The organism is Nostoc sp. (assembly GCF_036919595.1).
Lineage (GTDB): Bacteria > Cyanobacteriota > Cyanobacteriia > Cyanobacteriales > Nostocaceae > Nostoc.
The window spans coordinates 90514-114775 of sequence record NZ_JBALCO010000042.1; the positions used below are offsets into that span (position 1 = coordinate 90514).

The 24262-nt window shown below is 42.7% G+C and carries 17 protein-coding genes; 12 read left to right on the forward strand and 5 right to left on the reverse strand.

What is annotated here, in order from left to right; translation table 11 throughout:
- The first annotated feature begins 95 nt into the window (after nucleotides 1-95).
- Both V7K21_RS05880 and V7K21_RS05885 read left to right on the forward strand, forming a co-directional pair.
- Complete coding sequence (locus tag V7K21_RS05880) at nucleotides 96-470, forward strand: NINE protein (protein ID WP_335172390.1); 375 nt, start codon at nucleotides 96-98, stop codon at nucleotides 468-470.
- Between the two features lie 14 nt (nucleotides 471-484).
- Complete coding sequence (locus tag V7K21_RS05885) at nucleotides 485-1018, forward strand: ComEA family DNA-binding protein (protein ID WP_335172392.1); 534 nt, start codon at nucleotides 485-487, stop codon at nucleotides 1016-1018.
- A 153-nt stretch (nucleotides 1019-1171) separates the two neighbouring features.
- Here V7K21_RS05885 and lepB read toward each other — a convergent pair whose 3' ends face one another.
- Nucleotides 1172-1744, reverse strand: coding sequence for a signal peptidase I (gene lepB / locus V7K21_RS05890; protein ID WP_273763834.1), 573 nt, complete (start codon nucleotides 1742-1744; stop codon nucleotides 1172-1174).
- A gap of 1661 nt (nucleotides 1745-3405) precedes the next feature.
- On the opposite strand from lepB, the gene V7K21_RS05895 reads away from it, so the two are divergent.
- Nucleotides 3406-4314, forward strand: coding sequence for a polysaccharide deacetylase family protein (locus tag V7K21_RS05895; protein WP_335172394.1), 909 nt, complete (start codon nucleotides 3406-3408; stop codon nucleotides 4312-4314).
- A 269-nt stretch (nucleotides 4315-4583) separates the two neighbouring features.
- Here V7K21_RS05895 and V7K21_RS05900 read toward each other — a convergent pair whose 3' ends face one another.
- The 3 genes from V7K21_RS05900 to gltB all read right to left on the reverse strand — a co-directional run bounded on the left by V7K21_RS05900 (nucleotide 4584) and on the right by gltB (nucleotide 12155).
- A complete protein-coding gene (locus V7K21_RS05900) occupies nucleotides 4584-6092 on the reverse strand; it encodes an ABC transporter permease subunit (protein ID WP_335172396.1) in 1509 nt (502 codons plus the stop codon).
- A 172-nt stretch (nucleotides 6093-6264) separates the two neighbouring features.
- Complete coding sequence (locus V7K21_RS05905) at nucleotides 6265-7008, reverse strand: class I SAM-dependent methyltransferase (RefSeq protein WP_335172398.1); 744 nt, start codon at nucleotides 7006-7008, stop codon at nucleotides 6265-6267.
- 431 nt (nucleotides 7009-7439) lie between these two features.
- Entirely contained in the window at nucleotides 7440-12155 is a 4716-nt protein-coding gene (gene gltB / locus V7K21_RS05910) for a glutamate synthase large subunit (protein ID WP_335172400.1), read from the reverse strand.
- Nucleotides 12156-12929: 774 nt separating this feature from the next.
- Here gltB and V7K21_RS05915 point away from each other — a divergent pair.
- The 9 genes from V7K21_RS05915 (at nucleotide 12930) to V7K21_RS05955 (ending at nucleotide 22808) form a co-directional block, all read left to right on the forward strand.
- Nucleotides 12930-14975 carry a phosphodiester glycosidase family protein gene (locus V7K21_RS05915; RefSeq protein ID WP_335172402.1) on the forward strand — a complete coding sequence of 682 codons (2046 nt, stop codon included), beginning with the start codon at nucleotides 12930-12932 and terminating at the stop codon, nucleotides 14973-14975.
- A gap of 270 nt (nucleotides 14976-15245) precedes the next feature.
- Nucleotides 15246-15665: a cupin domain-containing protein gene (locus V7K21_RS05920; RefSeq protein ID WP_273763827.1), complete on the forward strand. Its 420-nt coding sequence runs from the start codon at nucleotides 15246-15248 to the stop codon at nucleotides 15663-15665.
- A gap of 244 nt (nucleotides 15666-15909) precedes the next feature.
- Complete coding sequence (locus tag V7K21_RS05925; RefSeq protein WP_335172404.1) at nucleotides 15910-16236, forward strand: HesB/IscA family protein; 327 nt, start codon at nucleotides 15910-15912, stop codon at nucleotides 16234-16236.
- A 298-nt stretch (nucleotides 16237-16534) separates the two neighbouring features.
- Nucleotides 16535-16918 carry a 30S ribosomal protein S12 gene (gene rpsL / locus V7K21_RS05930; protein ID WP_099066763.1) on the forward strand — a complete coding sequence of 128 codons (384 nt, stop codon included), beginning with the start codon at nucleotides 16535-16537 and terminating at the stop codon, nucleotides 16916-16918.
- A 554-nt stretch (nucleotides 16919-17472) separates the two neighbouring features.
- Complete coding sequence (gene rpsG, locus V7K21_RS05935; RefSeq protein WP_273763823.1) at nucleotides 17473-17943, forward strand: 30S ribosomal protein S7; 471 nt, start codon at nucleotides 17473-17475, stop codon at nucleotides 17941-17943.
- Between the two features lie 138 nt (nucleotides 17944-18081).
- The gene (gene fusA / locus V7K21_RS05940) at nucleotides 18082-20160 is read left to right on the forward strand and encodes an elongation factor G (RefSeq protein WP_335172406.1); all 2079 of its coding nucleotides are present in this window, start codon (nucleotides 18082-18084) and stop codon (nucleotides 20158-20160) included.
- Between the two features lie 23 nt (nucleotides 20161-20183).
- On the forward strand, nucleotides 20184-21413 hold the full coding sequence (gene tuf, locus V7K21_RS05945; RefSeq protein WP_334970313.1) for an elongation factor Tu: 1230 nt from the start codon (nucleotides 20184-20186) through the stop codon (nucleotides 21411-21413).
- Between the two features lie 166 nt (nucleotides 21414-21579).
- The gene (gene rpsJ / locus V7K21_RS05950; RefSeq protein ID WP_008232935.1) at nucleotides 21580-21897 is read left to right on the forward strand and encodes a 30S ribosomal protein S10; all 318 of its coding nucleotides are present in this window, start codon (nucleotides 21580-21582) and stop codon (nucleotides 21895-21897) included.
- Between the two features lie 263 nt (nucleotides 21898-22160).
- On the forward strand, nucleotides 22161-22808 hold the full coding sequence (locus V7K21_RS05955) for an LON peptidase substrate-binding domain-containing protein (RefSeq protein ID WP_335172408.1): 648 nt from the start codon (nucleotides 22161-22163) through the stop codon (nucleotides 22806-22808).
- Nucleotides 22809-22849: 41 nt separating this feature from the next.
- Here the strand turns inward: V7K21_RS05955 and pheA are convergent, their stop codons facing one another.
- Nucleotides 22850-23722 (reverse strand): prephenate dehydratase, encoded by an 873-nt coding sequence (gene pheA / locus V7K21_RS05960; RefSeq protein ID WP_335172410.1) that lies wholly within the window; start codon nucleotides 23720-23722, stop codon nucleotides 22850-22852.
- Between the last annotated feature and the right edge of the window lie 540 nt (nucleotides 23723-24262).

Sequence of the window (24262 nt, forward strand, 5' to 3'; positions counted from 1 at the left end):
AGGCTTCACGAAACGCTACGCAAACATTTTGAATTTTGAATGGCTTATGGCTATCTTGTTGTCGGAACTGTGGTACTGGTAGATTTATTTTAAATATGTTGACTAAGCGCAAAAGCCGAAGCGTTGCCGCTGTTTTAGCTTTTTCTGGCACGCTGACAATTTCAGGATTGCATAAATTTTATCTGGGACAGCCGCTGTGGGGTATTTTGTATGTTTTGCTTTCCTGGACGCCTATCCCCAAGGTAGCTAGTGCCATTGAGGGAGTTTGGTATTTAGCCCAAGACGAAGAAGCTTTTGATCGTAATTTTAATCTAGGCAAGTCAGCGGTAAGGAACTTACAGGGGGTGAGTAATCAGGTAGGAGCGATCGCTGACGCAATGCGTGAATTAGATGCTCTGCGCCAGGATGGACTGATTTCAGAGTATGAGTTTGAGCAAAAGCGCCGCCAATTGCTAGACCAGATTTCTTGAGGTAAGCGACAATCATGAATAACTGGCTACCTTTAAACTCAAGACTGCAAAAACTCCGGGCCAAGCTCCTCAACGATCCTTACTATCGCTTACAATCTGGGGAAGAAATTCAGATAGCGGCAAAATTAGGTATTCGGATTGATGCTAATCAAGCGACTGTAGATGATTGGTTACGTTTACCAGGTTTGTCAATTCACCAAGCGCGATCGCTTGTAGAACTTTCGCGTTCGGGTGTTAAATTTTACTGTATTGAAGACATCGCTGCGGCTTTGGCTATACCAGCGCTGCGGCTAGAGCCATTAAAGCCTCTGTTGAATTTTATTTATTATGACCACGAATCTCTAGAAAATCCGACCCATTTAGTCAATCCGAATATAGCAACAGTTGAAAAGTTAGCACAAATTCCATTTATAGATTTGTCTTTAGCACAAGCAGTAGTTCAAAATCGGCAATCAGTTGGGCCTTACCGTAATCTGGCTGATTTCCAGCGGCGGTTGGAGTTACCTGGTGATGCGATCGCCCAGATGATGTATTATTTAAGGTTTTAAATTAAAAGTTAGAAGTTTAAAAATAACTCCTAACTCTGCCAATTTTAAATTTTGGACTTCGGCTTCTCTACGAGACGCTCTTGCGTTCGCTCAGTCGAACAATTTTGGATTTTGGATTGAAGGAAAAATCTAAAATTTAAAATCCAAAATTGATTAAATGAACCCAATGCGATCAAGAGGCCAAAAGCGAAATGTTGCTCGACCGATGATATTTTTTCTGGGTAAAAAGCCCCAATAGCGAGAGTCATTGCTATCGTTGCGGTTATCGCCCATAACAAAAAACTCATCTTCTGGAACTTTCACTGGTCGATATGGCTGATTTGGTGGTTCAGCGATGTAGTCTTCTGCCAAGGGTTGACCGTTGAGATAGACTTTGCCAGAAGCAACACTAATTACCTCACCAGACTTGCCAATAACCCGCTTAATGAAGGCTTGGTCTTTGGGATATCCTCGACGTTGTAGTTCTGCGGGTGGCTGAAAAACAATAATATCCCCAGTTATCGGCGGGTGAAAATGGTAAGAGATTTTTTCAACTACCAAGCGATCGCCAGTATGTAAGGTAGGCAACATCGAATCAGAAGGTATAAAGCGGGGTTCGGCGATAAAAGTCCGGATCAGGAATGCCAAACACAATGCGATCGCAATTAAAATCAGATTTTCTTGCCAACTACGCCATACTTTTAACGACGCACGCTCTTGTTTTGCATCACTTTCGTGAGGAATCATAAAAGTTTCTAGCCAGTTTCAGAAGTGGGACAAATACCTTGATTATTTTGACTCAAAAGGTATACTGATAAACAAGCTGAGTACTGCATAAACCTATACAGATATTAAATAATACAGTTATCGCATCTACTAAAAACAAGCAAAAGCACTGTAAATAAACTATGACCTGTCTAAGGCAATATAGGCTAATGATTAGGATTGCTAAATAGATAATTAAAAATTCTAATTCTAATTGCTGCAATTATAAGGCAAGTTATTAGATAATTTTCAGTTTTGCTTTCTCCTGCTAAAAAAGTTAGTTACCGATTGGTAGAGCGATACAGCCAGTCGGTTTTTTCTTGGAGCAGAAAATTGGTAGTTGCATGACAAGCAAGATAATATACCACATGTCTGACAATATCTGCTTTACTTTATCGAAAAAAGGCAGAGGCAATCTTCCTGGAGGCTGAATTGAAATAAAATATATTTTGATGTGTATCATTAAGTTATATTACCTAACTTTAATAATTTAAATGTACTTTTCAATATAAAAATTTAGCTTGTTCAAGTGTTATTAGTAAAAAATATTACATTTAGATATAGAATTTAATGGTTCAATAGATAGATGCCATACTATTAACGTAAGTTGCTAGTTAGTGCCCCGGATGGTATTAACATCTCACAAAAACCTTGAATATTAGTATTTTTAAATACTAGTTTCTCTAATTTTATACTTAAAAGGAGGCGTTTTTTGATAACTAGCAACTTGGGTTATTACGATTTTAACAACTTGCCTATTATATATGCGATTATTTTCCGTAATTACACGGTGACAGTGCATATGAAATTGTACTATATAATTAAGATATAAATTTCCTGAATTATCTAAAAAAACATTAACAGACAAAAAGCCACTAGCAATTTAGACTAAAGTATGAGCATCAAAAATAGAACGAAACTGCCGATAAAATTGTTTTTAATGAGAAACCATGTTGAATCAATTTTCGTCTGTCTATCTTATAGAAAGTACAAGGTAACATTCTGTCAGTTATAAATTTAACTTTTTCTTAAAAAGGAAGCAATCATAGCAGGCAGTAAAATACATTTTATCAAGAATAGAACTAATAGTTTACTAGACTCTTTTTTGAAAGATACCTCGCCCCTTGTAAGTAGTTTTGGATGTTAATAAAATAATTTACTAAGTTGTAAATTATACAACTTTCCTGTAAGAAGTATGACGAGAAAAATTGTAGGTGCGAAAGTTTAGCTCATCTTATTTGTAAAGCTATAAAACTTGAAAGGATAATGCTGCCTTACCAATGAAGTGAAAGGTAGTAACTAATTCAGAACTCTATTAAGAGGATTTTGGGGTGTGATTAATTGTCTAATTGTGCTCCTTCTTAGAGCTAGCGGTAAAAATGTGGAAGTGCAGACCTTGCCTTTTATGAATGGGTTGATATTAGATAGTACCAAGTATTGTATAAGCGTTCGTCCAAATCTAGAGCATCTAGATTTCAGTTAAAGCCGTATAGTCTGTCTTCTCGATTCTAAATTTCCGTTAGTCCCAATTCCAATTCTCAGGATTACCAGAAAGTAACTGGTATCTAAATATCTAAAAAAAATATGCTATAACGTACCGTCATAACCGAGGTTGATGGTTCGATCTTTGAAGGAGCTATGAGGTGGAAAACAATAAATCGTTTCTGTGGCCAGAAGGAATATTAATTGCGTTGCTTGCCTTAGGTGGTGTTTTTAGCGTTGCTTTCATGATGCTTATAAGGCCAAATGCTTCGGAGGCTCAAAGTAGACAAAGTATAAATGTAAAGGATGTAGCTGCAAACGTAGGAACTCAGCAGCGCATTGAGAAATTAAAGGCAGCGATGCTTACAATTTGGCAGCAAGAAGCACAAACAAAAGGACTATCCTACGATATACCACCACGTTTTCAAGGGGCAATAATTGCAGCCGCAAAACTCACTCAGGGTGAAAAAGTGATTGCTCTCACCTTTGATGATGGGCCTTGGCCTCAGAGCACAGAGCAAGTGCTAAATATTCTGAAATCAAATAATATCAAAGGGACGTTTTTTGTCGTCGGGCAGAACCTAAAAAATTATCCAGAAATAGGAAAGCAAGTTGTCGCTCAAGGTCACGTCATTGCCAACCATACTTGGCATCACTGGTATCACTTCTTTAATCCACAAGCAGCAGCTTATGAAATTGATCGCACAACAGACTTAATTTATCAAGTTACAGGTGCTAAAACAAATCTGTTCCGACCGCCTGGTGGCATCATGCACAATGGATTAGCTGCTTATGCTAAAGGGCAGAAATATACTGTAGTGATGTGGTCAGCTGACTCCACAGACTACAAATTACCAGCTGTACCAAAGTTGATCAATAACGTGATTAAAGATTCCAAACCTGGTGGTATTGTGCTAATGCATGATGGTGGTGGTAACCGTTCCAGAACTGTACAAGCTTTACCAGAAATTATTAGCTATTTTAGAAAGCAAGGCTATCACTTTGTTACTATTCCAGAACTTTTACAAATAGAAGATACAGACCAAAAGTTGCTTATTAACAAAAAGTAATAATTATTAATTATCGGTAATTGTTTAATAGTAATTGGCTAAAAACTAAAATTATGTTTTTTGGTTAAGATACATTATTTGTGATTAGAATTTAGACTAGTTACCAATGCAAATCTAAAGAACAAATCAACTTAAAATTTGATGAAGAATCTTGGTAATTTAGATGATGGTTTAACCCAGCGATGGAGAGGCATGAATAATAATAAAGTCAGCTTCTCTATAGCAGTCATAAATTAGTTGTAAAACACCTCTTTGTTGTATATCCTTTTTCACTTACTCTGTTTTTTAATAGGATTGAGCGATCGCTCCCAGCGACTAAACGCTTGGGAAAAAAGCAGTGTCAGAAATAAATAAACCAAGGCCACAGTGGCGTAAATCTCAAACGAGCGATAGCTTTCTGCTACAATCAGCTGCCCCTTGCGGAACAACTCTTCAAAGCCGATGACGGCAACTAAGCTAGTGTCTTTAAGCAGGCTAATGAACTGATTGCCAAGGGGTGGCAGCATCCGCCGCAGGGCTTGAGGAAAGATCACATAGCGCATCGTTTGCACTGAACTCAAGCCCAGTGATTGGGAAGCTTCTGCTTGCCCTGGCTCAATTGATTGGATACCTGCGCGGACAATTTCTGCAATGTAGGCAGCGCTATTGAGACTTAATGCAATCACCGCTGCCACTAGACGATTTAAATTCAAGGTGAAACCAAAATTTTGGGCTAAAGCAGGCAACCCAAAGTAAATCATAAAAATCTGCACCAGCAACGGTGTTCCTCGGAAGAAATCCACATATGCTCCGGCACAAAAACGCAAAGGCAAAGCAGGAGAAAGGCGAACAATCCCAATCAGTGAACCACCGAGTATTCCCAGCAATACTGAAAGTGTTGTGAGTTCAAGAGTCACCAAAGCCCCACCCAGCAGGACGGGTAGTGACTTGAAAATAATACTTAGTGAGGTAAATAGCTCAGATACGCCTTTTTTGCTAGTCTGGTTTTCAATGAGCGATTTTTCTGGGAGTTGTGGCGGTTGAATACCAAACCACTTTTGGTAAATTTGGGCGTAAGTGCCATTTTTCAGCACCGTTGCCAGACCTTGATTAATCAGGTCTAGGTTAGGCGATCCTTTGGGTGTGGGAAAGCCATAAAATTCTTCTGTAAGCAGACTGCTGACTACTTTGAGTCGGTTCAGGTTGCCACTCTTTATGCCGTATAAGATAACGACTTGATCGTTAAGAACGGCATCGACATTGCCGTTGATTAATGCCTGAAGAGTTAAGGGTGAATCATTAAAAGTGCGAATTTCAGATCCTGGAAGATTTTTAGCCTTGAGTGCGCCGGTGGTTCCAATTTGCACACCAATAATCTTGTTTTTAAGACTGTCGAAATTGGTAACATTTTGATTGTCTGTGCGGGTAGCAATCGCTAGACCAGATTTGAAGTAAGGACGCGAGAAGGAAATTATCTTCGCTCTTTGGGCAGTAATCGTCATCGCTGCAACTGCCGCATCTACAGTTTGCGTCTGCAATGCGGGAATCATACCAGCAAAGGGCATATTTTGGTACTTAACTTGAAAGCCAGCAGATTGCGCGATCGCATTCATCAAGTCAACGTCAAAACCCTGTAACTCACTAGTTGCAGATTGAAACTCGAAAGGTGGAAATGTAGGTTCTACTGCTACCGTAAGTGTTTTACCAGCAGTGGAACCGTTCGTGAAACTACAACCTGAAAGCAGAAATAAACAGCTTAAGCCAAGAATTAGCCAACGGATAACAGTCAATCGAGCCATATTTTTTAGATTTTTCTCATCTCTTCATTTCATTCAAAGGATAATTGCTCATTCCTTCAGGTGATGAATTTCGAGACAACAAATCGGATACAAAAAACTAGGTTAAAGAAACCGAGTTTTTGACTAGTTAAGCATAATTCCTGCGATCGCAGTCAAATTTTATCAACTATTTTTAACCTGTCACAGATGAGGGAGAGGCAATAAATGTCCAACTTGCCATATATGTTCCCGCGAACTTACTTGAATAATCAGTTGAACTATCCCGAACAAACCAGTCAGGAATCACTTTTTGCTGTGCAATTTTTTCTTCCAAGCCAATCTGTAGGCAGAGATTTTCGTAGACAATCTTTGCCTTCGCAGTTTCCAGCATTTTTTCTACTAACTTTTGTAGCCATTCCGCTCGAACAAACAGATTATGATCTGGATGGTTGCCATAATTAAGTCCCACAATTATGACCACATATCCTTTGTGGCTTATTATCTTATCCAGACAAAATTGAATAATTTCCTGCTCATCCTTGTGTTGCTGGCTTTCCTTATCAACGGTATGATATATCATCCCGCATAGCACCACTGCATCAAACTTTTTATTTTCTGTAACAAGTTGACGCAGAAATACCCATAAGTCTTCGCACACAAAGGTTCTGTTAGGGTATAGGTTTAAACAGTATTTAATAGCATATTCACTGTGATCTACACCAACATAGTCGCATTGAGAAGGTAGATATTTGAGCAAAGCCCCATTCCCACAGCCCAGATCCAACAAAGAGAATGACCTTTCTTTAAAAACATCCTCTAAAAAATCAATGAAGAGTGTATAGCGGGTAGCATTTTCTGGCTGTTCAAAGTAGGAAAAATAGTCTGATTGAAAACGTTCTTCTTCAGACATTTTGCGCTCAGGGTAATTATCTTCCATATTGTATGGATGTCAAATGAATGGTGTGAAGAGCAGAAACTTGTAAACTACCTTCTCGCTAAGGTTCTAGTGGTGGGTAAATTTCTCGCCTGCTTGACTATTTTACAAGTAATTCTACTTATTTAACGGTTGGGCACATCGGATTGTTGGCATTTTTGGCGGCATTAACAGCTACTTAACGCACTCAATGCCAACTATAGGCGCATAGTCAAGGAAATTCTACCAAAACTCTTGACCGTCCAAAGTCCAGTTGTGAATCAGTTAATGAATATTCTCCCTAAAAAAGGGAGAATATTTTTTTCTACGCTCTTTTTAAAGAATAAATTCAGGCGACTACTTTGGGCATCCAAAGGGGTTTTTCGCAGATTACCTGTTTATCCAGCTTCTCCGGGAGAATGGCTGAAGGCAGAGGATGAGAATGGTTACAGCGACTAATGACTAGTTACTAAACTGAACTCAGTTGTTTTTTCCGGATCAGCTTCTAGACTATCAGCTTCAGAAGGTGGAACCAACTGCCAGAATTTCGGCAAGAATTCTTGCCAGTTTTGCAGAATTTTCTTCGCCTTTGGTGAACCAGTGCGTTCTGCATGAGTTTGGATTAACTCTTGTAGTTGTTTTGCACCTGCTTCTGTAATCACTCGCTGGATTTTGACAATTTCCGGGTTGACTAACTCACGAAATGAGTCGTCTTCATCCAAGAAGTATGCCAGTCCACCAGTCATTCCAGCTGCGACGTTACGTCCTACTTTGCCGAGGACGACAATCACACCACCAGTCATATATTCGCAGCAGTGATCCCCAGCGCCTTCAATCACTGCTATGCCTTTGGAGTTTCTCACAGCAAAGCGCTCTCCTGCTAGACCGTTGGCAAATAACATGCCACCAGTAGCACCATAGAGGCAAGTATTGCCAACTATCACATTTTGTGATGCGTTATAGGTAGCATCAGTTGGAGGTTTGATGATGATTTCACCACCATGCATCCCTTTACCTACGTAGTCGTTTGCTTCTCCTTCTAAGCTGAGAATTATGCCGGGGAGGTTGAAAGCACCAAAGCTTTGCCCAACACTACCTGTAAAGTTGAGATTAATTTGTCCTTCAAAGCCGCTGTCACCGTATTGAGAAGCGATCGCTCCCGCTAATCTTGTGCCTACTGTTCTGTCAGTATTGACAATCGGGTAAGTCTTGGTAACAGTAGACTGGTTGCGAATAGCAGCTTGAATGTCAGGTTCAGCAAGCAAGTCGTCATCCAAAACCACGCCGTTGCTGTGGACTTCTTCATGCACCAACCAACTACGATTTTCTCTGCTATCTGGTAACTGAAGTAAACAGTTGAGATTCAGTGATTGCGTTTTGGTGAGTTTTGCCTCTTGGCGCAGTTTCAACAAATCTGCACGTCCAATGATTTCTGATAAAGAACGGTAACCTAGTCGTGCTAGCAAACTACGCACTTCTTCGGCGATGAAGTAGAAGAAGTTAACAACCTGTTCCGGTATTCCCGTAAACCGCTTGCGGAGTTCTTCTTTCTGAGTAGCAACACCCACAGGGCAGGTGTTCATGTGGCAAACTCGTGCCATTATACAGCCTTCGGCAATCATAGCGATGGAGCCAAAACCGAATTCTTCACCGCCCATCAATGCACCTATTACCACATCCCAGCCACTCTTGAGACCGCCATCCACACGCAAAATTACGCGATCGCGCAGGCCATTTTCCATCAAGACGCGATGCACTTCACTTAAGCCCAATTCCCACGGTGAACCAGCATGTTTAATCGAACTTAGTGGCGATGCGCCTGTACCACCATCATGACCAGAAATCTGGATGATATCAGCGTTTGCCTTGGCTACACCAGCAGCGATCGTGCCAATGCCAACTTCTGCAACTAGCTTCACCGATACTTTTGCTTTCGGATTAATTTGGTGCAGATCAAAAATCAGTTGTGCTAGGTCTTCAATCGAATAAATATCATGGTGCGGTGGCGGCGAAATCAGCGTCACACCTGGCTTGGAGCGTCTTAACATCGCAATGTATTCGCTCACCTTGGGCCCTGGTAGTTGTCCACCTTCCCCAGGCTTGGCACCTTGGGCAATTTTGATTTCAATTTGTTTGGCGTTGACTAAGTACTCTGGCGTGACACCAAAGCGTCCCGATGCAATTTGCTTAATGGCACTATAGGCTTTATCACCATTTTGCAATCCTTTTAAATGAGGTAGGGTTGGCGAGTGACCATCGTTTACATCATCTAGAACTGTATAGCGCACTGGGTCTTCGCCGCCTTCCCCAGAGTTTGATTTACCGCCAATGCGGTTCATGGCGATCGCTAAAGTTTCATGGGCTTCTCTTGACAAAGCGCCTAAAGACATGCCACCGGTGCAGAAGCGCTTGACAATTTCAGATACCGACTCCACTTCTTCTATGGGAATCGGTGTGCGATCGCCTTGGAAGTCTAGCAAGTCCCGCAAGGCTGTTACTGGTCTGCCTTGGAGGTGCTTTTTGTAAACTTCGTAGTGGTCATAGTTTTTATCATCTACAGCTTTATGCAGCGCCTTAACCATTTCTGGACTATTCATGTGATACTCGCCGCCAGGACGGTACTGCACAAAGCCGAGGTTTTCTAACTTCTTGGTCGTCAGTTCTGGAAAAGCCTTGCTGTGGAAGGAAAGTACTTCATCAGCGAGTTCACTAACACTCAAACCACCAATGCGGGAAGTCGTACCTTGAAATCCTAGTTCTATTAAATCCCCGCCGATGCCAATAGCTTCAAAGATTTGGGCTGCTTGATAGCTGGACAGTAGAGAAATTCCCATTTTGGAGAGAATTTTTAGCAAGCCTGACTCTATCGCTTTGCGATAGTTTCCTAAAGCTTGCTCTACGCTCAGGGTAGGAATTTTCTTCACAGCCATTAACTTTTGGGTTTTGGGATCAATGCACCAATCACGCACCGTGTCCAAAGCCATATACGGGCAAACTGCACCAGCACCGTAGCCAATCAGACAAGCAAAGTGATGAGTACTCCAGCATTGGGCAGTATTGACAATCAGGGATGTTTTCATTCGCAACCCTTCACGAATCAGGTGATGATGTACAGCACCCACTGCTAACAGAGGAGGAATGTAGGTATATTCTGTACTTATCCCTTCATTGTCCTCCTTATTAGGAGTTGCTGGGATCTGGTCGCTTAATATTAAAATCTTTGCACCGGCCCGCACTGATTCAGCTGCTTGTGCTTGTAAAGACTGGACTGCGGCTTTCAATCCTTCGGGGCCAGTGGCGATCGCAAATAGGGTTGACAACTCGGCTGTGGCAAATCCTGACAGCTTAATCGCCTCTAATTCAGCATCCGTTAACACTGGTGATTCCAGCTTCAATCTCTGAGCATATTCTGGCTTGGGTTCTAATAAGTTACCCCGTTCACCCAATTCGACTTTCAAAGACATTACTAGCTTTTCCCGCAGGGGATCGATCGCTGGGTTCGTCACCTGAGCAAAACGCTGTTTGAAATAGTCGTAAAGTAGGTGGGGCTTTTGTGACAGCACTGCTAAAGGAATATCATCCCCCATACAGAAAGTCGGCTCTGAACCTGCGATCGCCATTGGATGAATCACCATTTCTACATCTTCTGTGGTGTAGCCAAAGGCCATTTGACGCTGAAGCAAGGTTTGCTTGTCAATTTGGTCAGTAGTACTATGCCCGTTACCATTTTCAGCAGCCAGATGTCCATTTCCATTCACATCTGACGACTGACTACTGACAATTTTTTTGAGTTCTTTACGGTGCTGTTGCAGCCATTCTCCATATGGGTGCTGCTTGGCGATGCGCTGCTTAATTTCCCAATTCTTCAGCACTTCATGGTTTACTAAATCTACGGCAATCATTTGCCCTGGGCCGAGTCTACCTTTCTCAACAATATTGGCTTCTGGAAAGTCCACTACACCAGCTTCGGAAGCGACGACAATATAGTCATCTTTGGTAATCAGGTAGCGAGCTGGTCTTAAGCCATTACGATCTAGTGTTGCACCAACTTTTTTGCCATCGCTGAATACTAAAAGTGCTGGCCCGTCCCACGCTTCTTGCAGACCACTGTAATATTCGTAGAAATCGACAATTTCTGGAGAGTCACGTAAAGAAGGCTGATTTTGGTAAGCCTCTGGAACCATAATCATTAAAGCTTCCAAGGGGCTGCGTCCAGAACACACCAGCAATTCTAGTACGTTGTCTAGGGTAGCTGAGTCGCTGTTATCAATATGAACTAATGGCTTGAGTTCATTGATGCGATCGCCCCATATAGGGTGATTCAAGCTAGCTTCTCGTGCCATCATCCAGTTGATGTTACCCAACAAAGTATTGATTTCGCCATTGTGACCCAAAAGCCGCATTGGTTGAGCTAGGGGCCACTTGGGCATCGTGTTGGTACTAAAGCGGCGGTGATAGACAGCAAAGGCGCTTTTGTAAACCGGATTTTGTAAATCTTGATAAAATTCTCCCAATACAGCAGAACGCACCATGCCTTTGTAGACAATTGTGCGATTTGACAAGGAGCAGATATAAAATTCTTCTGAGATGTTGTTTGCTGCTTTACTAATTCGGCGGCGCGTAATATACAACTGTCGTTCCAATTCATCGCCACTTGTGTCAACAGAAGCTAGCAAAACTTGTTCAATCTGGGGTTGATTTTCTCTTGCTTGTACACCGAGTAAATCAGGTTGCACTGGCACTACTCGCCAACCCAGTACAATCAATTTTTCTTCAGCAGCTACTTGCTCAACTGTTGTCCTCGCTTTTTGCGCTGCTTCTTGGTCTTGTGGTAGAAAGATCATCCCCACAGCTATGTTATTAGTGGATGGAAATTCCTTTCCTATTTGGGCAAAGTCTTGTTGGAACAACTCCCAAGGGATAGCTGTCAATACTCCTGCACCATCACCAGAGTCTCGATCAGCGCTACAACCTCCCCGGTGCTCTAAGCAGGTTAAAGCAGCTAAGGCTTTTTCTACAATTTCATGGCTGGTATGATTCTGACGATGAGCAATAAAACCGACACCACAGGCATCTCGTTCCTCTACTAACCACTTTTGCCCCTGATAGGTATCTCTTGAGATTATATCCGCTGTGATTTTCTGGTCTTGATTCATCGGTTTATTATTCATACCCTGTTCCTGAAGTATTGAGTTACCAATTTTGCCACTATATTATTGGGAAAAATTTCTAAATTCAGCGATGGAGAAATATATAAGCACCGAAATTTAGGGAAAAAAAATTTTAACTTCGGTTTTACTTTATTAGTTCACCCGTGTTAAAATATTTTCGCATTATTTATGTATTTATACGGTGTTAAATAAGCTACCTCTGCCAAGACATGATTTTTGCCCTGACAGTTTCTTTTTTATATTGTGAAACTAAGTATTTTCTCAATTACCTTTTTCCCGATGCACGGTAGCCACTCACACAGCCTATTTCGGCTCCACCTGAAACAAAACTAAAACTGAACGCTGTCCTATGTTTTAAAGCCAAACTCATCCTGATCCGGCAATAAAATCAGCGTATTACAATATATACCCATTTGACAATTCCCAAATATTTCTGTTGTTGTCTGGAGTTTTGCTGCTTACCAGTTGCCACATGTCTTACTATTAACTTGACCTTACTGAACTAGCAACGTTCAGTAAGGATTAAATATCCTAATCTAGTTTTGATAACCAAGACTACCGTGTGTAGTGTGGTTATAATTAGTGCTAGTTAAAACACTTGATTGCAGTGGCTTTCGGGTCTAAATTGATTGTTGTAGAAAAGATATAACTAGCCAATATAGAGAATACCATGTTTTTTAAAAAATAAAGTCATGTTTTTTATAGTTCCAAATAATTAGTTAGTTTATACATTGGGTGATAGTTTTCAAAAGTACCTAGTAAATTATGGTAAAAATGCCGAATTGTTGGCAATCAGGGATTAGCGAACGCAGATTTTTCCGGGTTACTGTCTCACCAATACTTTTAACAATACTGTGCTTAATTACTACCTGTGCTACCAACGCCCAGGAGTCCCCGAAAACCATCAAATTAATCAGCAAGTTAATCTCCCAGTCACCTGCACCCCCTTTAACAGGTGTAGCATCCTCTGGTAATCAAATTTCCCTCAATGGTCGTACTTTACCAGGAACTTGGTTGCAGCGACCTGGAAAATCTGGTCAGATCACAACTCATCTCAGTGACGGGGCATTCAGGCAATTAATTGGAGTTAATTTCTTAAACACTAGTAATTCAGGTAGGCAACCAGTACAGTGGTTTTCGTCGGTGACAACGCCACTGATTTTAGCCACCAGGCTACTAGGAGCATATCGCTATCTGGATATTACTAATTTTGCTCAAACATCTGGATGGCAAATCCAAGCCAATGGCAACATTTTGGTGATTGCTACTCCAAAGGCGCAAGTGACAAATATTCTTCAGAGTCAGCAATCTTTAGACACGAGTGTAAATCCTTTGCAACAAGTTCGCATTCTTGTCGATTTAGATTCTCCAACTCCCTGGCAAGTTACACAAGGGTCAACTGTTAAAAAAATTCAACCTCCATCTTCTGATCCAGACACATTAATCCCCAAATCCACTGTACCGCCAAATCGAGAGTGGACAGTTACCCTGGATGGAATAGCCGATCCCGTTTTGATAGAACGCTATACCCCGCAGCCACCAGCACCAACAGTACCACCAGCAATATTACTGCCAAACCTGCTCAAACAATTATCACCAGCTACACCAACACAACCAATACTACCAGCCCCAGCATCGGCCCCTGAACCACTGATTCAACAAGTGCAGGTGGTAAACAAGCAAACCATTATTTCTCTGAGTGTTCCCTTTGGTTTATCGCCTCAAGTCAGTACTGTCGGTAGCCCCAATCGCCTGATTATCGATATTCGACCCGATCCTTTAGAAGAACGAGATATTACTTGGGCCCCAGGATTGCGCTGGCGACAGCATTATGTCAACTTAGGCACAGAACGCTTTCCGGTGGTCTGGTTAGAAGTTAATCCTCGTAAATTTGGGCTAACACTGAAACCTATGTGGGCTAGTCCTGATGGACTTGCGGATACTGCTCCCTTAATTCAAACAGCACAACGTTACTTAGCAGTAGCTGGAATTAATGGTGGTTATTTTAACCGCAATAACAGATTGCCATTGGGTGCAATTCGTCGGGATGGTCAGTGGTTATCAGGCCCCATTCTTAACCGAGGTGCGATCGCTTGGAATGATTCTGGCCAATTTTACTTCGGTCGTCTCACCTTAGAAGAAACTTTAATCACGGCAAATGACCAGCGTCTACCAATTCTGTTTCTTAACAGCGGCTACGTCCAGAGTGGCATTGCTCGTTACACCCCAGCTTGGGGATCAACTTACACACCCTTGACGGATAACGAAATTATCCTCGTGGTACAAAAAGACCAAATTACTCAACAGCTACCAGGTGGCAAAGTTGGTGAGACGGCGGTTCCGATTCCTCAGGATGGCTACCTACTAATCTTACGCGCCAACGCTGCTACTGCTGCCTCACAGTTACCTATTGGAACCGGAGTAACTATTTCCAGCGCTACTACTCCCACTGATTTTAATCGTTATCCCCAGATTATCGGAGCCGGGCCGCTATTAGTCCAAAATCGTCAAATCGTCCTCGATGCCAAAGCCGAAAAATTCAGCAATGCCTTTATTGCCGAAAAAGCTATTCGTAGCGGTATTTGCACAACGGCAACAGGCACACTGATGATTACTGCCGTGCATAATCGTACAGGCGGTTATGGCCCTAATTTGGCAGAACATGCCCAACTGATGCAACTGATGGGCTGTGTCGATGCCCTAAATTTAGACGGTGGTAGTTCAACCAGCCTTTACTTAGGAGGGCAACTACTCGACCGATCGCCTAGTACCGCTGCTCGTGTTCATAATGGAATTGGTATTTTCCTGAAACCACGATAATCAGGGAGTAAGGAATAGGGAAGTGAAGTCTCTTAATCACCAATGTCCCATCTTTTTTTAAAGTTTAGAACAAGCTATCATTTTGCTTGATGAAGACTTGGTGTAGATACAAGAGTTTTAATAGTGATGATTTACACCATTACGTCTGACTTTGCTATGTTTATCAAGGTGCGACAAAATTGCTGATTTCCAATGTTGCAAGATAGCGCCAGATTTTTTATCAATAGTTAAGAGTACCGACGGTTTGTTATGTCTTCAAATGAGGTAACTATGGCTCGATATCAAGAAACTACACAGACTGACACTCTACACCTACCTTCAACTATCACTTCCAGAGGCGTTGCTGCAACTGAGTTACGTCCTTGGGGTGCTTTTACAGTTTTAGAAGAAGGGCGCGGATACAAAATCAAGCGCATCGAAGTTAAACCCGGACACCGCCTCAGTTTACAAATGCACCACCACCGCAGCGAACACTGGATTGTCGTATCTGGTACAGCTAGGGTAACTTGTGGTGAGCTAGAAGTACTACTGAGCAATAATGAGTCAACTTATGTACCCCAATGTACATCTCATCGTTTAGAGAATCCTGGCGTGATCCCCTTGGTGTTGATTGAAGTGCAAAATGGCGAATATTTGGGAGAGGATGACATTATTCGCTACCAAGATGACTATGCCCGTACTAAGGATTAAAACCAAAAGAATGTTATTAAAGCTCTAATTCCAAAACTGAATAGATTTTTGGGCAAACCGTCTTTGGTAACTACTACACCCCAGATGTCCCTACCTAGTTAAGGTAGGGACTGAAGCATGTTGTGCTATAAATGTAGTAATAGCGATCGCGCTCATGCCTTTGGTAATTTGGAATTTTACAAAAGCCAGGGCCAACCCATCTGTAAAATGAAGATGGGATATTCTATTGCAAAAAACGAGTTCCATGATTCATCTGAGTCAAGCAGCCGTGAGTGAGATTGGGCGAATCAAGTCCAAGCAGCAGCCAAATGTCTTGTTTCGATTGGCAGTAAAACCAGGTGGTTGTTCCGGGTTTTTTTATGATATGTCCTTCGATAAAGCAATAAAAGTTGGCGACCAGGTTTTCGACTTGGATGAGATTCAAGTAGTTATAGATAAAGCAAGCTTAAATTACCTCAACGGTTTGAGGGTGGATTATTCAGAAGACTTAATGGGTGGTGGTTTTCGCTTCCATAACCCCCAGGCGATCGCTACCTGTGGCTGTGGCAATTCCTTCTCCATAACTAGTTAACAAATAATTACTAATTCGTAATTTGTAATGACGCTCTCTAAGAAACCTCTTGCATTCGCGGACTCTAACGTAATTAAAAAACGGGCCAGAGTCTGAGACTTGGATTCAAGGTTGACAAAGTTATGGTTGGCGTCTAAATTTCCATCCCTAACATAATCACAAATTGTTCATAGTCGTTAATTAGTGATCATTTGCCAATAATAAAGGAAAAATCACAATTGACATAAAACCGTAAAAAACGATATAATCAGGATTTGTTAAAACTTAGATATATAAGCAGCTTTACGCGCTGTAACTCATGCCAACAATACAGCAGCTAATACGTAATGAGCGCGAACAAGCGCGTCAGAAAACCAAGTCCCCGGCTCTGAAGCAATGTCCCCAACGTCGGGGAGTTTGTACCAGAGTCTACACGACTACACCAAAAAAGCCTAACTCAGCTCTACGTAAAGTAGCAAGAGTAAGACTTACCTCTGGATTTGAAGTTACAGCTTACATTCCAGGCATTGGTCACAACTTACAGGAACACTCAGTTGTGATGATTCGTGGCGGTCGGGTTAAGGACTTACCAGGCGTGAGATACCACATAATCCGTGGCACCCTAGATACAGCCGGAGTCAAAGACCGCAAGCAAGGCCGTTCCAAGTATGGAACCAAGCGTCCCAAAGAAGTGAAAAAATAAAATTAGGCGATTAATCGCATCCAACACGATTAATCGTCTAGTAAAGAAGCGCTGAAGGACAAAAAAACTATCAGGGTCTGTGTTCTAACAGCAGTTATGAAGGCTGGTAAAGTCTGTTTCAAAAAATCAAGCAAGCTACACCTACACTAAGCGAGCAAGTGTAGAAGTTCTAAGGAGAAGGCTGTAACTGACAGCATAATTCTCATCTGGACATTAAGGTTTACAATCTTGTCGCCTTAACTATTTAGTTGCAGGTAGCAAGTCAAACAATTTTAGATTTGCGATTTGCGATTTTGGATTGGTCAAACCCACAAGGGGATAAGGCTTACAGACTCCTGATTTTTGATTTGCTCCGACCCTTGGGATCGGAACATATACCGAAAACTTTTAATCCAAAATCAAAAATCAAAAATCAAAAATTGGCAGTAGATAGGTCAGCCTCGCTGCAACTGTCGAAAAAAATGAGGAAGTCTGAGGGTTGGGTTCCACCGCTTTTAGTTTCCGGTGTCTGATAGCATATAATTTCGTTGCCAATTCCGAATTAAAGGTGAAGTATGTCTCGTCGTGGTGTTATTCAAAGGCGCCCAGTTCCGTCTGACTCCGTATATAACAGTCGCCTTGTGAGCATGATTATCAGGCGGATCATGCGTCATGGCAAGAAATCACTTGCCGCACGGATTGTTTATGAAGCATTAAAAACTATTGAGGAACGCACTGGTAGCGCTGCCTTGGAAACCTTTGAAAGAGCAGTGCGAAATGCCACGCCTTTAGTAGAAGTAAAAGCTCGGCGAGTTGGCGGAGCAACCTACCAAGTACCAATGGAAGTGCGTTCAGAACGGGGCACTACCCTAGCGCTGCGTTGGTTAGTGCAATATTCCCGGTCTAGACCAGGTCGGACAATGGCAAGCAAACTGGCAAATGAGTTAATGGATGCTGCCAACGAAACTGGAAATGCGATTCGGAAACGGGAAGAAACGCACCGGATGGCGGAAGCTAACAAGGCATTTGCACATTATCGTTACTAAGTAGAAAAACGATATATCGCCTTCTTGAAGCGTTACATCGGAGATTTACAAAAAAAAGACGGTTTTCCCTAAAAGTATAGAATCTTAACAAAGAGTAATATACAAGATATCATGAGGCAAAAACTATAGGAGGTAGCTGTGGCACGCACGATCCCGCTAGAGAAAGTACGCAACATTGGTATTGCGGCGCATATAGATGCGGGCAAAACAACAACAACAGAGAGAATATTATTTTACTCTGGGATAATTCATAAAATTGGCGAAGTTCATGAAGGAACTGCCGTCACAGACTGGATGGAGCAGGAGCGGGAGCGGGGAATTACCATTACTGCGGCTGCTATCAGTACCAGTTGGAAAGATCATCAAATTAACATTATCGATACTCCGGGTCACGTAGACTTCACAATTGAAGTTGAGCGTTCCATGCGCGTGTTGGATGGTGTAATCGCAGTATTTTGTTCTGTGGGTGGCGTGCAACCGCAGTCCGAGACAGTGTGGCGTCAAGCAGAACGCTACAAAGTTCCTCGGATAGCCTTTATCAACAAGATGGATCGGACTGGAGCGAACTTTTATAAAGTTCACGATCAAATCCGCGATCGCCTGCGGGCGAATGCGATCGCCATTCAACTACCAATCGGGAGTGAAAACGACTTCCAAGGTATCGTTGATCTGGTACGGCAACGTGCGTATATTTACGCTAACGACCAAGGAACCGATATCCAGGAAACCGATATCCCCGAAGAATTGCAAGCGCAGGTAGAAGAATACCGCACCAAACTAATAGAAGCGGCGGCAGAAACCGATGATGCTCTAATGACTAAGTACTTCGATGGCGAAGAACTTACAGAACAGGAAGTTCGGACTGCCCTGCGTAAAGGGACAATTGCGGGGACAATTGTGCCAGTACTTTGCGGTTCAGCATTCAAAAACAAAGGCGTGCAGTTGATGCTGGATGCTGTTGTAGATTACCTGCCGGCACCAAGTGAAGTGCCGCCAATTCAAGGCTTACTGGCGAATGGCGATACTGTTGAGCGGCGGGCTGATGACAGCGAACCCCTAGCGGCTCTGGCATTCAAGATTATGGCTGACCCTTACGGTCGCCTCACATTTGTTCGCGTTTATTCTGGTGTTCTCAAAAAGGGCAGCTACGTCCTCAACGCTAGTAAGAATAAAAAAGAACGAATTTCCCGCTTAGTTTTAATGAAAGCAGATGATCGGCAAGATGTCGATGAACTGCGAGCGGGTGATTTGGGAGCAGCTCTTGGATTGAAAGATACCTTGACAGGTGACACAATCTGTGATGACGGATCGCCAGTAATTTTGGAATCCCTATTCATTCCTGAGCCTGTGATCTCGGTGGCGGTTGAACCCAAAACCAAGAACGATATGGACAAACTGTCCAAGGCTCTGCAATCTCTCTCAGAAGAAGACCCCACCTTCCGTGTCCACGTCGATCCGGAAACGAACCAAACCGTGATCGCAGGGATGGGAGAACTCCACCTAGAAATTCTAGTAGACCGGATGTTACGAGAATTCAAAGTGGAAGCGAATGTCGGTGCGCCACAAGTAGCTTACCGTGAAACGATTCGGAAACGTGTCTCCAAAGTGGAAGGCAAGTTCATCCGTCAAAGTGGTGGTAAAGGTCAATACGGTCACGTTGTGATCGATTTGGAACCAGGAGAACCCGGTACTGGCTTTGAATTCGTCTCCAAAATTGTTGGTGGTACAGTACCTAAAGAGTATATTGGCCCCGCAGAACAAGGAATGAAAGAAAGCTGCGAATCTGGTGTCCTGGCTGGATATCCGTTGATTGACGTCAAAGCGACGCTAACTGATGGGTCATACCACGATGTAGACTCTTCGGAAATGGCTTTCAAAATCGCTGGCTCAATGGCGATGAAAGAGGCTGTACTGAAAGCTTCACCCGTCCTGTTAGAGCCTATGATGAAAGTTGAGGTTGAAGTTCCTGAAGACTATATCGGGAACGTCATTGGCGACTTGATCTCCCGCCGAGGGCAGATTGAAAGCCAAAGCACTGAACAGGGACTTGCTAAGGTCGCATCCAAAGTTCCATTGGCGACCATGTTTGGCTACGCCACTGATATCCGGTCGAAGACGCAAGGTCGGGGTATCTTCACGATGGAGTTCAGCCACTACGAAGAGGTGCCTCGCAGCGTAGCTGAAACTATCATTGCTAAAAGCAAAGGGAACGCTTAGTTAAAATAAGGAAATGAGTATTCATGGCACGCGCAAAGTTTGAAAGGAATAAACCCCACATCAATATCGGTACTATTGGCCACGTTGACCACGGAAAAACCACGTTAACAGCAGCCATCACTATGACCTTGGCGGCTATGGGTCAAGCTATAGCTAAAGGCTACGATCAAATCGATAACGCGCCAGAAGAAAAGGCACGGGGTATTACCATTAATACCGCTCACGTTGAGTATGAAACTGCTAGTCGGCACTATGCTCACGTAGACTGCCCTGGACACGCTGACTATGTGAAGAACATGATCACCGGCGCTGCTCAGATGGATGGTGGCATCCTTGTAGTTGCTGCTACCGATGGGCCTATGCCTCAAACCCGCGAACACATCCTGTTGGCAAAACAGGTGGGCGTTCCCAGTCTGGTTGTCTTCTTGAACAAGGAAGACTTGATGGATGACCCAGAACTCTTAGAACTAGTGGAACTAGAACTGAGAGAATTGCTTACCAGCTACGATTTCCCTGGCGATGATATCCCTATTATCAAAGGATCTGGTCTGCAAGCACTCGAAGCAATGACCAAGAATCCCAAGACCCAACGGGGTGAAAATGAATGGGTAGACAAAATCTACGAATTGATGGATGCTGTAGATTCTTTTATTCCCACCCCTGAGCGGGATGTGGATAAACCCTTCCTGATGGCTGTAGAAGACGTATTCTCCATCACAGGTCGTGGTACTGTCGCCACTGGTCGGATTGAGCGGGGTATAGTCAAAGTTGGCGATAACGTTGAACTAGTGGGTATCAGAGATACTCGTGCCACTACCGTAACTGGTATTGAAATGTTCAAGAAGAGTCTTGACCAAGGTATGGCTGGGGATAACGCCGGCGTACTACTCCGGGGTATCCAAAAGGCTGATATTGAACGAGGTATGGTGATCGCCAAACCAGGTTCAATTAAACCTCACCTTCAATTTGAAGGTGAAGTGTACGTCCTAACCGAAAAAGAAGGTGGTCGCAAGACTCCATTTTTTGCTGGCTACCGTCCCCAGTTCTACGTGCGGACAACGGATGTAACCGGCACGATTAGAGCCTTCACTGCTGATGATGGCACTGAGGTGGAAATGGTGATGCCAGGCGATCGCATCAAGGTGACAGTAGAATTGATCAACGCGATCGCTATTGAACAAGGAATGCGCTTCGCTATCCGCGAAGGTGGGCGCACCATTGGTGCTGGTGTCGTCTCCAAAATTCTAAAGTAGTACCTTTTCGCTCATAATAAAGGAGCAGAGATGGTATAATGCCTCTCTGCTCCTTTCTCTTCCCTCTATAAATAAGGTAATAGGTTACAGGGGACAGGTGATAGTTTTCTGTAACCTTTACCCTGCAACTACATCCCCTAATTACGCAGAACCTGGACAATTAAAGATGGCAACTCTACAGCAGCAGAAGATTAGAATTCGCTTACAGGCTTTTGACCGACGCTTATTGGACACATCTTGCGAGAAGATTGTAGACACAGCTAACCGCACCAATGCTACAGCCATAGGCCCAATTCCTTTACCAACAAAACGTCGGATCTATTGTGTGCTGCGATCGCCTCACGTAGATAAAGATTCACGAGAACACTTTGAAACCCGTACTCATCGCCGGATCATTGACATTTACCAGCCCTCTTCTAAAACTATTGATGCCCTGATGAAATTGGATCTACCATCGGGTGTAGATATCGAAGTCAAACTTTAATTAGTTATTAGTACTTAGGCAAAGGACAAAGCGCAAAGTCTGAGCGTTGGTTTCCGGCGATGGCTCCGCCAACGCCAAGGGCGAACAGAACTTTGTAAGAGAGGACAAAGGACTAATAATATTAGTATGAATTTTTACAGAGCCCTGAAGAAATATATTTCAGGGCTTTTATTTAGCTAGGAAACAAATGATAGAATGTAGACAAAGAACGGGAAAAGCAGAGAAAAAGAAATTTTAAAGATTAAGTTTATACCAAAGTAACAATGACATCATCTTCTAAAATTGCAGTTCGTGAACTACCTCTGTTCCCGTTACCTGAAGTAGTTCTGTTTCCTACCAGACCATTGCCTCTGCACATTTTTGAATTTCGCTACCGAATCATGATGAACACGATTTTGGAAAGCGATCGCAGGTTTGGTGTTTTAATGGTTGATCCAGTCAAAGGTACAATTGCAAACACTGGTTGCTGTGCAGAAATCGTTCATCATCAACGGCTGCCAGATGATCGGATTAAGATGTTGACTTTAGGGCAGCAAAGATTTCGTGTATTAGAGTATGTTCGTGAAAAGCCATACCGCGTTGGCTTAGTTGAGTGGATTGAAGACCAACCACCAACTAAAGATTTGCGTCCTTTATCTTCTGAAGTAGAACAACTACTGCGAGATGTTGTGCGTCTATCAGCCAAATTAACCGAACAAAATATCGAATTGCCAGAAGATTTGCCTGACCTACCAACAGAGTTATCTTATTGGGTAGCCGGTAACCTTTATGGTGTCGCTCCAGAGCAGCAGTTATTGCTAGAAATGCAAGATACTGCAACTCGTCTAGAGCGGGAAGCAGAAATTTTAACTTCTACTCGGAATCACTTGGCAGCTCGTGCTGTTCTCAAAGACACATTTAATGAAAAGTGATCAGTATTCCTCAGTCAAAACTTGTGGCAAATGACGAATGATTAAAGAGCGCTGATCGGCAAAACATTGTAAGCGCCAAGAATTTTTAAAATCTCTGTGTGGATATTTAATTCTGCTAAAGCAGATTGCATTTGTGCTTCCTTGGCATCCGCTTCTAGATCTATGAAAAACAAGTATTCGCCTAGCGATCGCTTCGTCGGACGAGATTCAATCCGGCTGAGGTTAATTCCTAACTGAGCAAATATTTGCAAAGGTTTGACCAGTGCTCCGGGGGTGTTGGCAGGCATACTAAAAGCCAGCGATGTGTGACTGGCAGGTGTTGTTGATGCCTGGTATCCACCCTCCGCTTCACCCTGACTTACTACCCAAAAACGAGTAAAGTTTTCTGGATAGTCGTTGATGTTACTGGCAAGTATGGGCAGGTTGTAGAGTTGAGCTGCTCTACTAGAAGCGATCGCTGCCGTTGTTGTCTCTTGCTCCAATCCCTGTAGCGCTTCGGTTGTGGAATTGCTGGGAATAATCTGTACAGTCGGGAGAAACCGCTCTAACCATCCCTGGCATTGTGCCAAAGCTTGTGGGTGAGAGTAAACAATTTTAATCCTATCTAAGCTAGATGTGCAAGAAATTAACATATGGGCAATGGGTAATACCAAAGCCAACTGAATTTGCAAACTGTCCAACCGCCATAGTGTATCCAGTGTTGTGGTAACACTCCCTTCAATAGAATTTTCCACTGGCACAACAGCCAAATGAGCTTGACCATTAGCAACAGCGTGTAGTGACTGCGAGATGGTGGGATAGGGACATAACGTAGCTTCAACTCCCGTACTTTTAGTTAGCCAGTTGACATAAAGAACAGCAGCTTGTTCTGCGTAGGTGCCAGGAGGCCCTAAATGTGCGATCAATAAAGTCATGCCTTTAGCCTTGAGTTGTGAGCTTAATGTGTAAACAGAGATTATGATATTTTGGGTTTGGCAAATATATCCAACATTTACTCTTGGTGAACACTGTTATCTCTAAAATTTACGTACTGAACGAATAGACTTAAATATGTATCCAGGAAAACAAGTTATGGAAATCAGCCTTCTAGCAGATAGATTTCCTGGCAGTTTTTTGCTAGATTCCTCTGAAGATTTAAAAGCAATTATATTGGTTTTTGACCAAACAGTAATGCATATTATTTATTTTGCGTCAATCGTTAAATCCTAATATTAGCCCTTTCAAGGTGAGTAAAAATTTTGGTTAAAAAATTCTTCTTTAATTTCTTGACTTTATGTTTTCTGCGTCTATGTGGTTAAATAAATTACTTTGAAACCGTAGACACAGAGATATCAAAGAAAAAATAGATTTTAGGAGTCAGCTTTAAAGGGCTAATCCTGATCTATATTTCTTGAACTAAAGATAGTAATGAGGGTAGCAACTTTTTGCTAATAATGTATAGCTGATAAGCAACA

Coding starts and splice junctions, on each gene's coding strand:
- V7K21_RS05925 (WP_335172404.1), top strand. CDS start 15,910: ATGATTCATCTGAGTCAAGCAGCCGTGAGTGAGATTGGGCGAATCAAG.
- rpsJ (WP_008232935.1), top strand. CDS start 21,580: ATGGCAACTCTACAGCAGCAGAAGATTAGAATTCGCTTACAGGCTTTT.
- V7K21_RS05905 (WP_335172398.1), bottom strand. CDS start 7,008: ATGGAAGATAATTACCCTGAGCGCAAAATGTCTGAAGAAGAACGTTTT.
- lepB (WP_273763834.1), bottom strand. CDS start 1,744: ATGATTCCTCACGAAAGTGATGCAAAACAAGAGCGTGCGTCGTTAAAA.
- rpsL (WP_099066763.1), top strand. CDS start 16,535: ATGCCAACAATACAGCAGCTAATACGTAATGAGCGCGAACAAGCGCGT.
- pheA (WP_335172410.1), bottom strand. CDS start 23,722: ATGACTTTATTGATCGCACATTTAGGGCCTCCTGGCACCTACGCAGAA.
- V7K21_RS05915 (WP_335172402.1), top strand. CDS start 12,930: ATGCCGAATTGTTGGCAATCAGGGATTAGCGAACGCAGATTTTTCCGG.
- V7K21_RS05880 (WP_335172390.1), top strand. CDS start 96: ATGTTGACTAAGCGCAAAAGCCGAAGCGTTGCCGCTGTTTTAGCTTTT.
- V7K21_RS05920 (WP_273763827.1), top strand. CDS start 15,246: ATGGCTCGATATCAAGAAACTACACAGACTGACACTCTACACCTACCT.
- gltB (WP_335172400.1), bottom strand. CDS start 12,155: ATGAATAATAAACCGATGAATCAAGACCAGAAAATCACAGCGGATATA.
- rpsG (WP_273763823.1), top strand. CDS start 17,473: ATGTCTCGTCGTGGTGTTATTCAAAGGCGCCCAGTTCCGTCTGACTCC.
- V7K21_RS05955 (WP_335172408.1), top strand. CDS start 22,161: ATGACATCATCTTCTAAAATTGCAGTTCGTGAACTACCTCTGTTCCCG.
- tuf (WP_334970313.1), top strand. CDS start 20,184: ATGGCACGCGCAAAGTTTGAAAGGAATAAACCCCACATCAATATCGGT.
- V7K21_RS05885 (WP_335172392.1), top strand. CDS start 485: ATGAATAACTGGCTACCTTTAAACTCAAGACTGCAAAAACTCCGGGCC.
- V7K21_RS05900 (WP_335172396.1), bottom strand. CDS start 6,092: ATGGCTCGATTGACTGTTATCCGTTGGCTAATTCTTGGCTTAAGCTGT.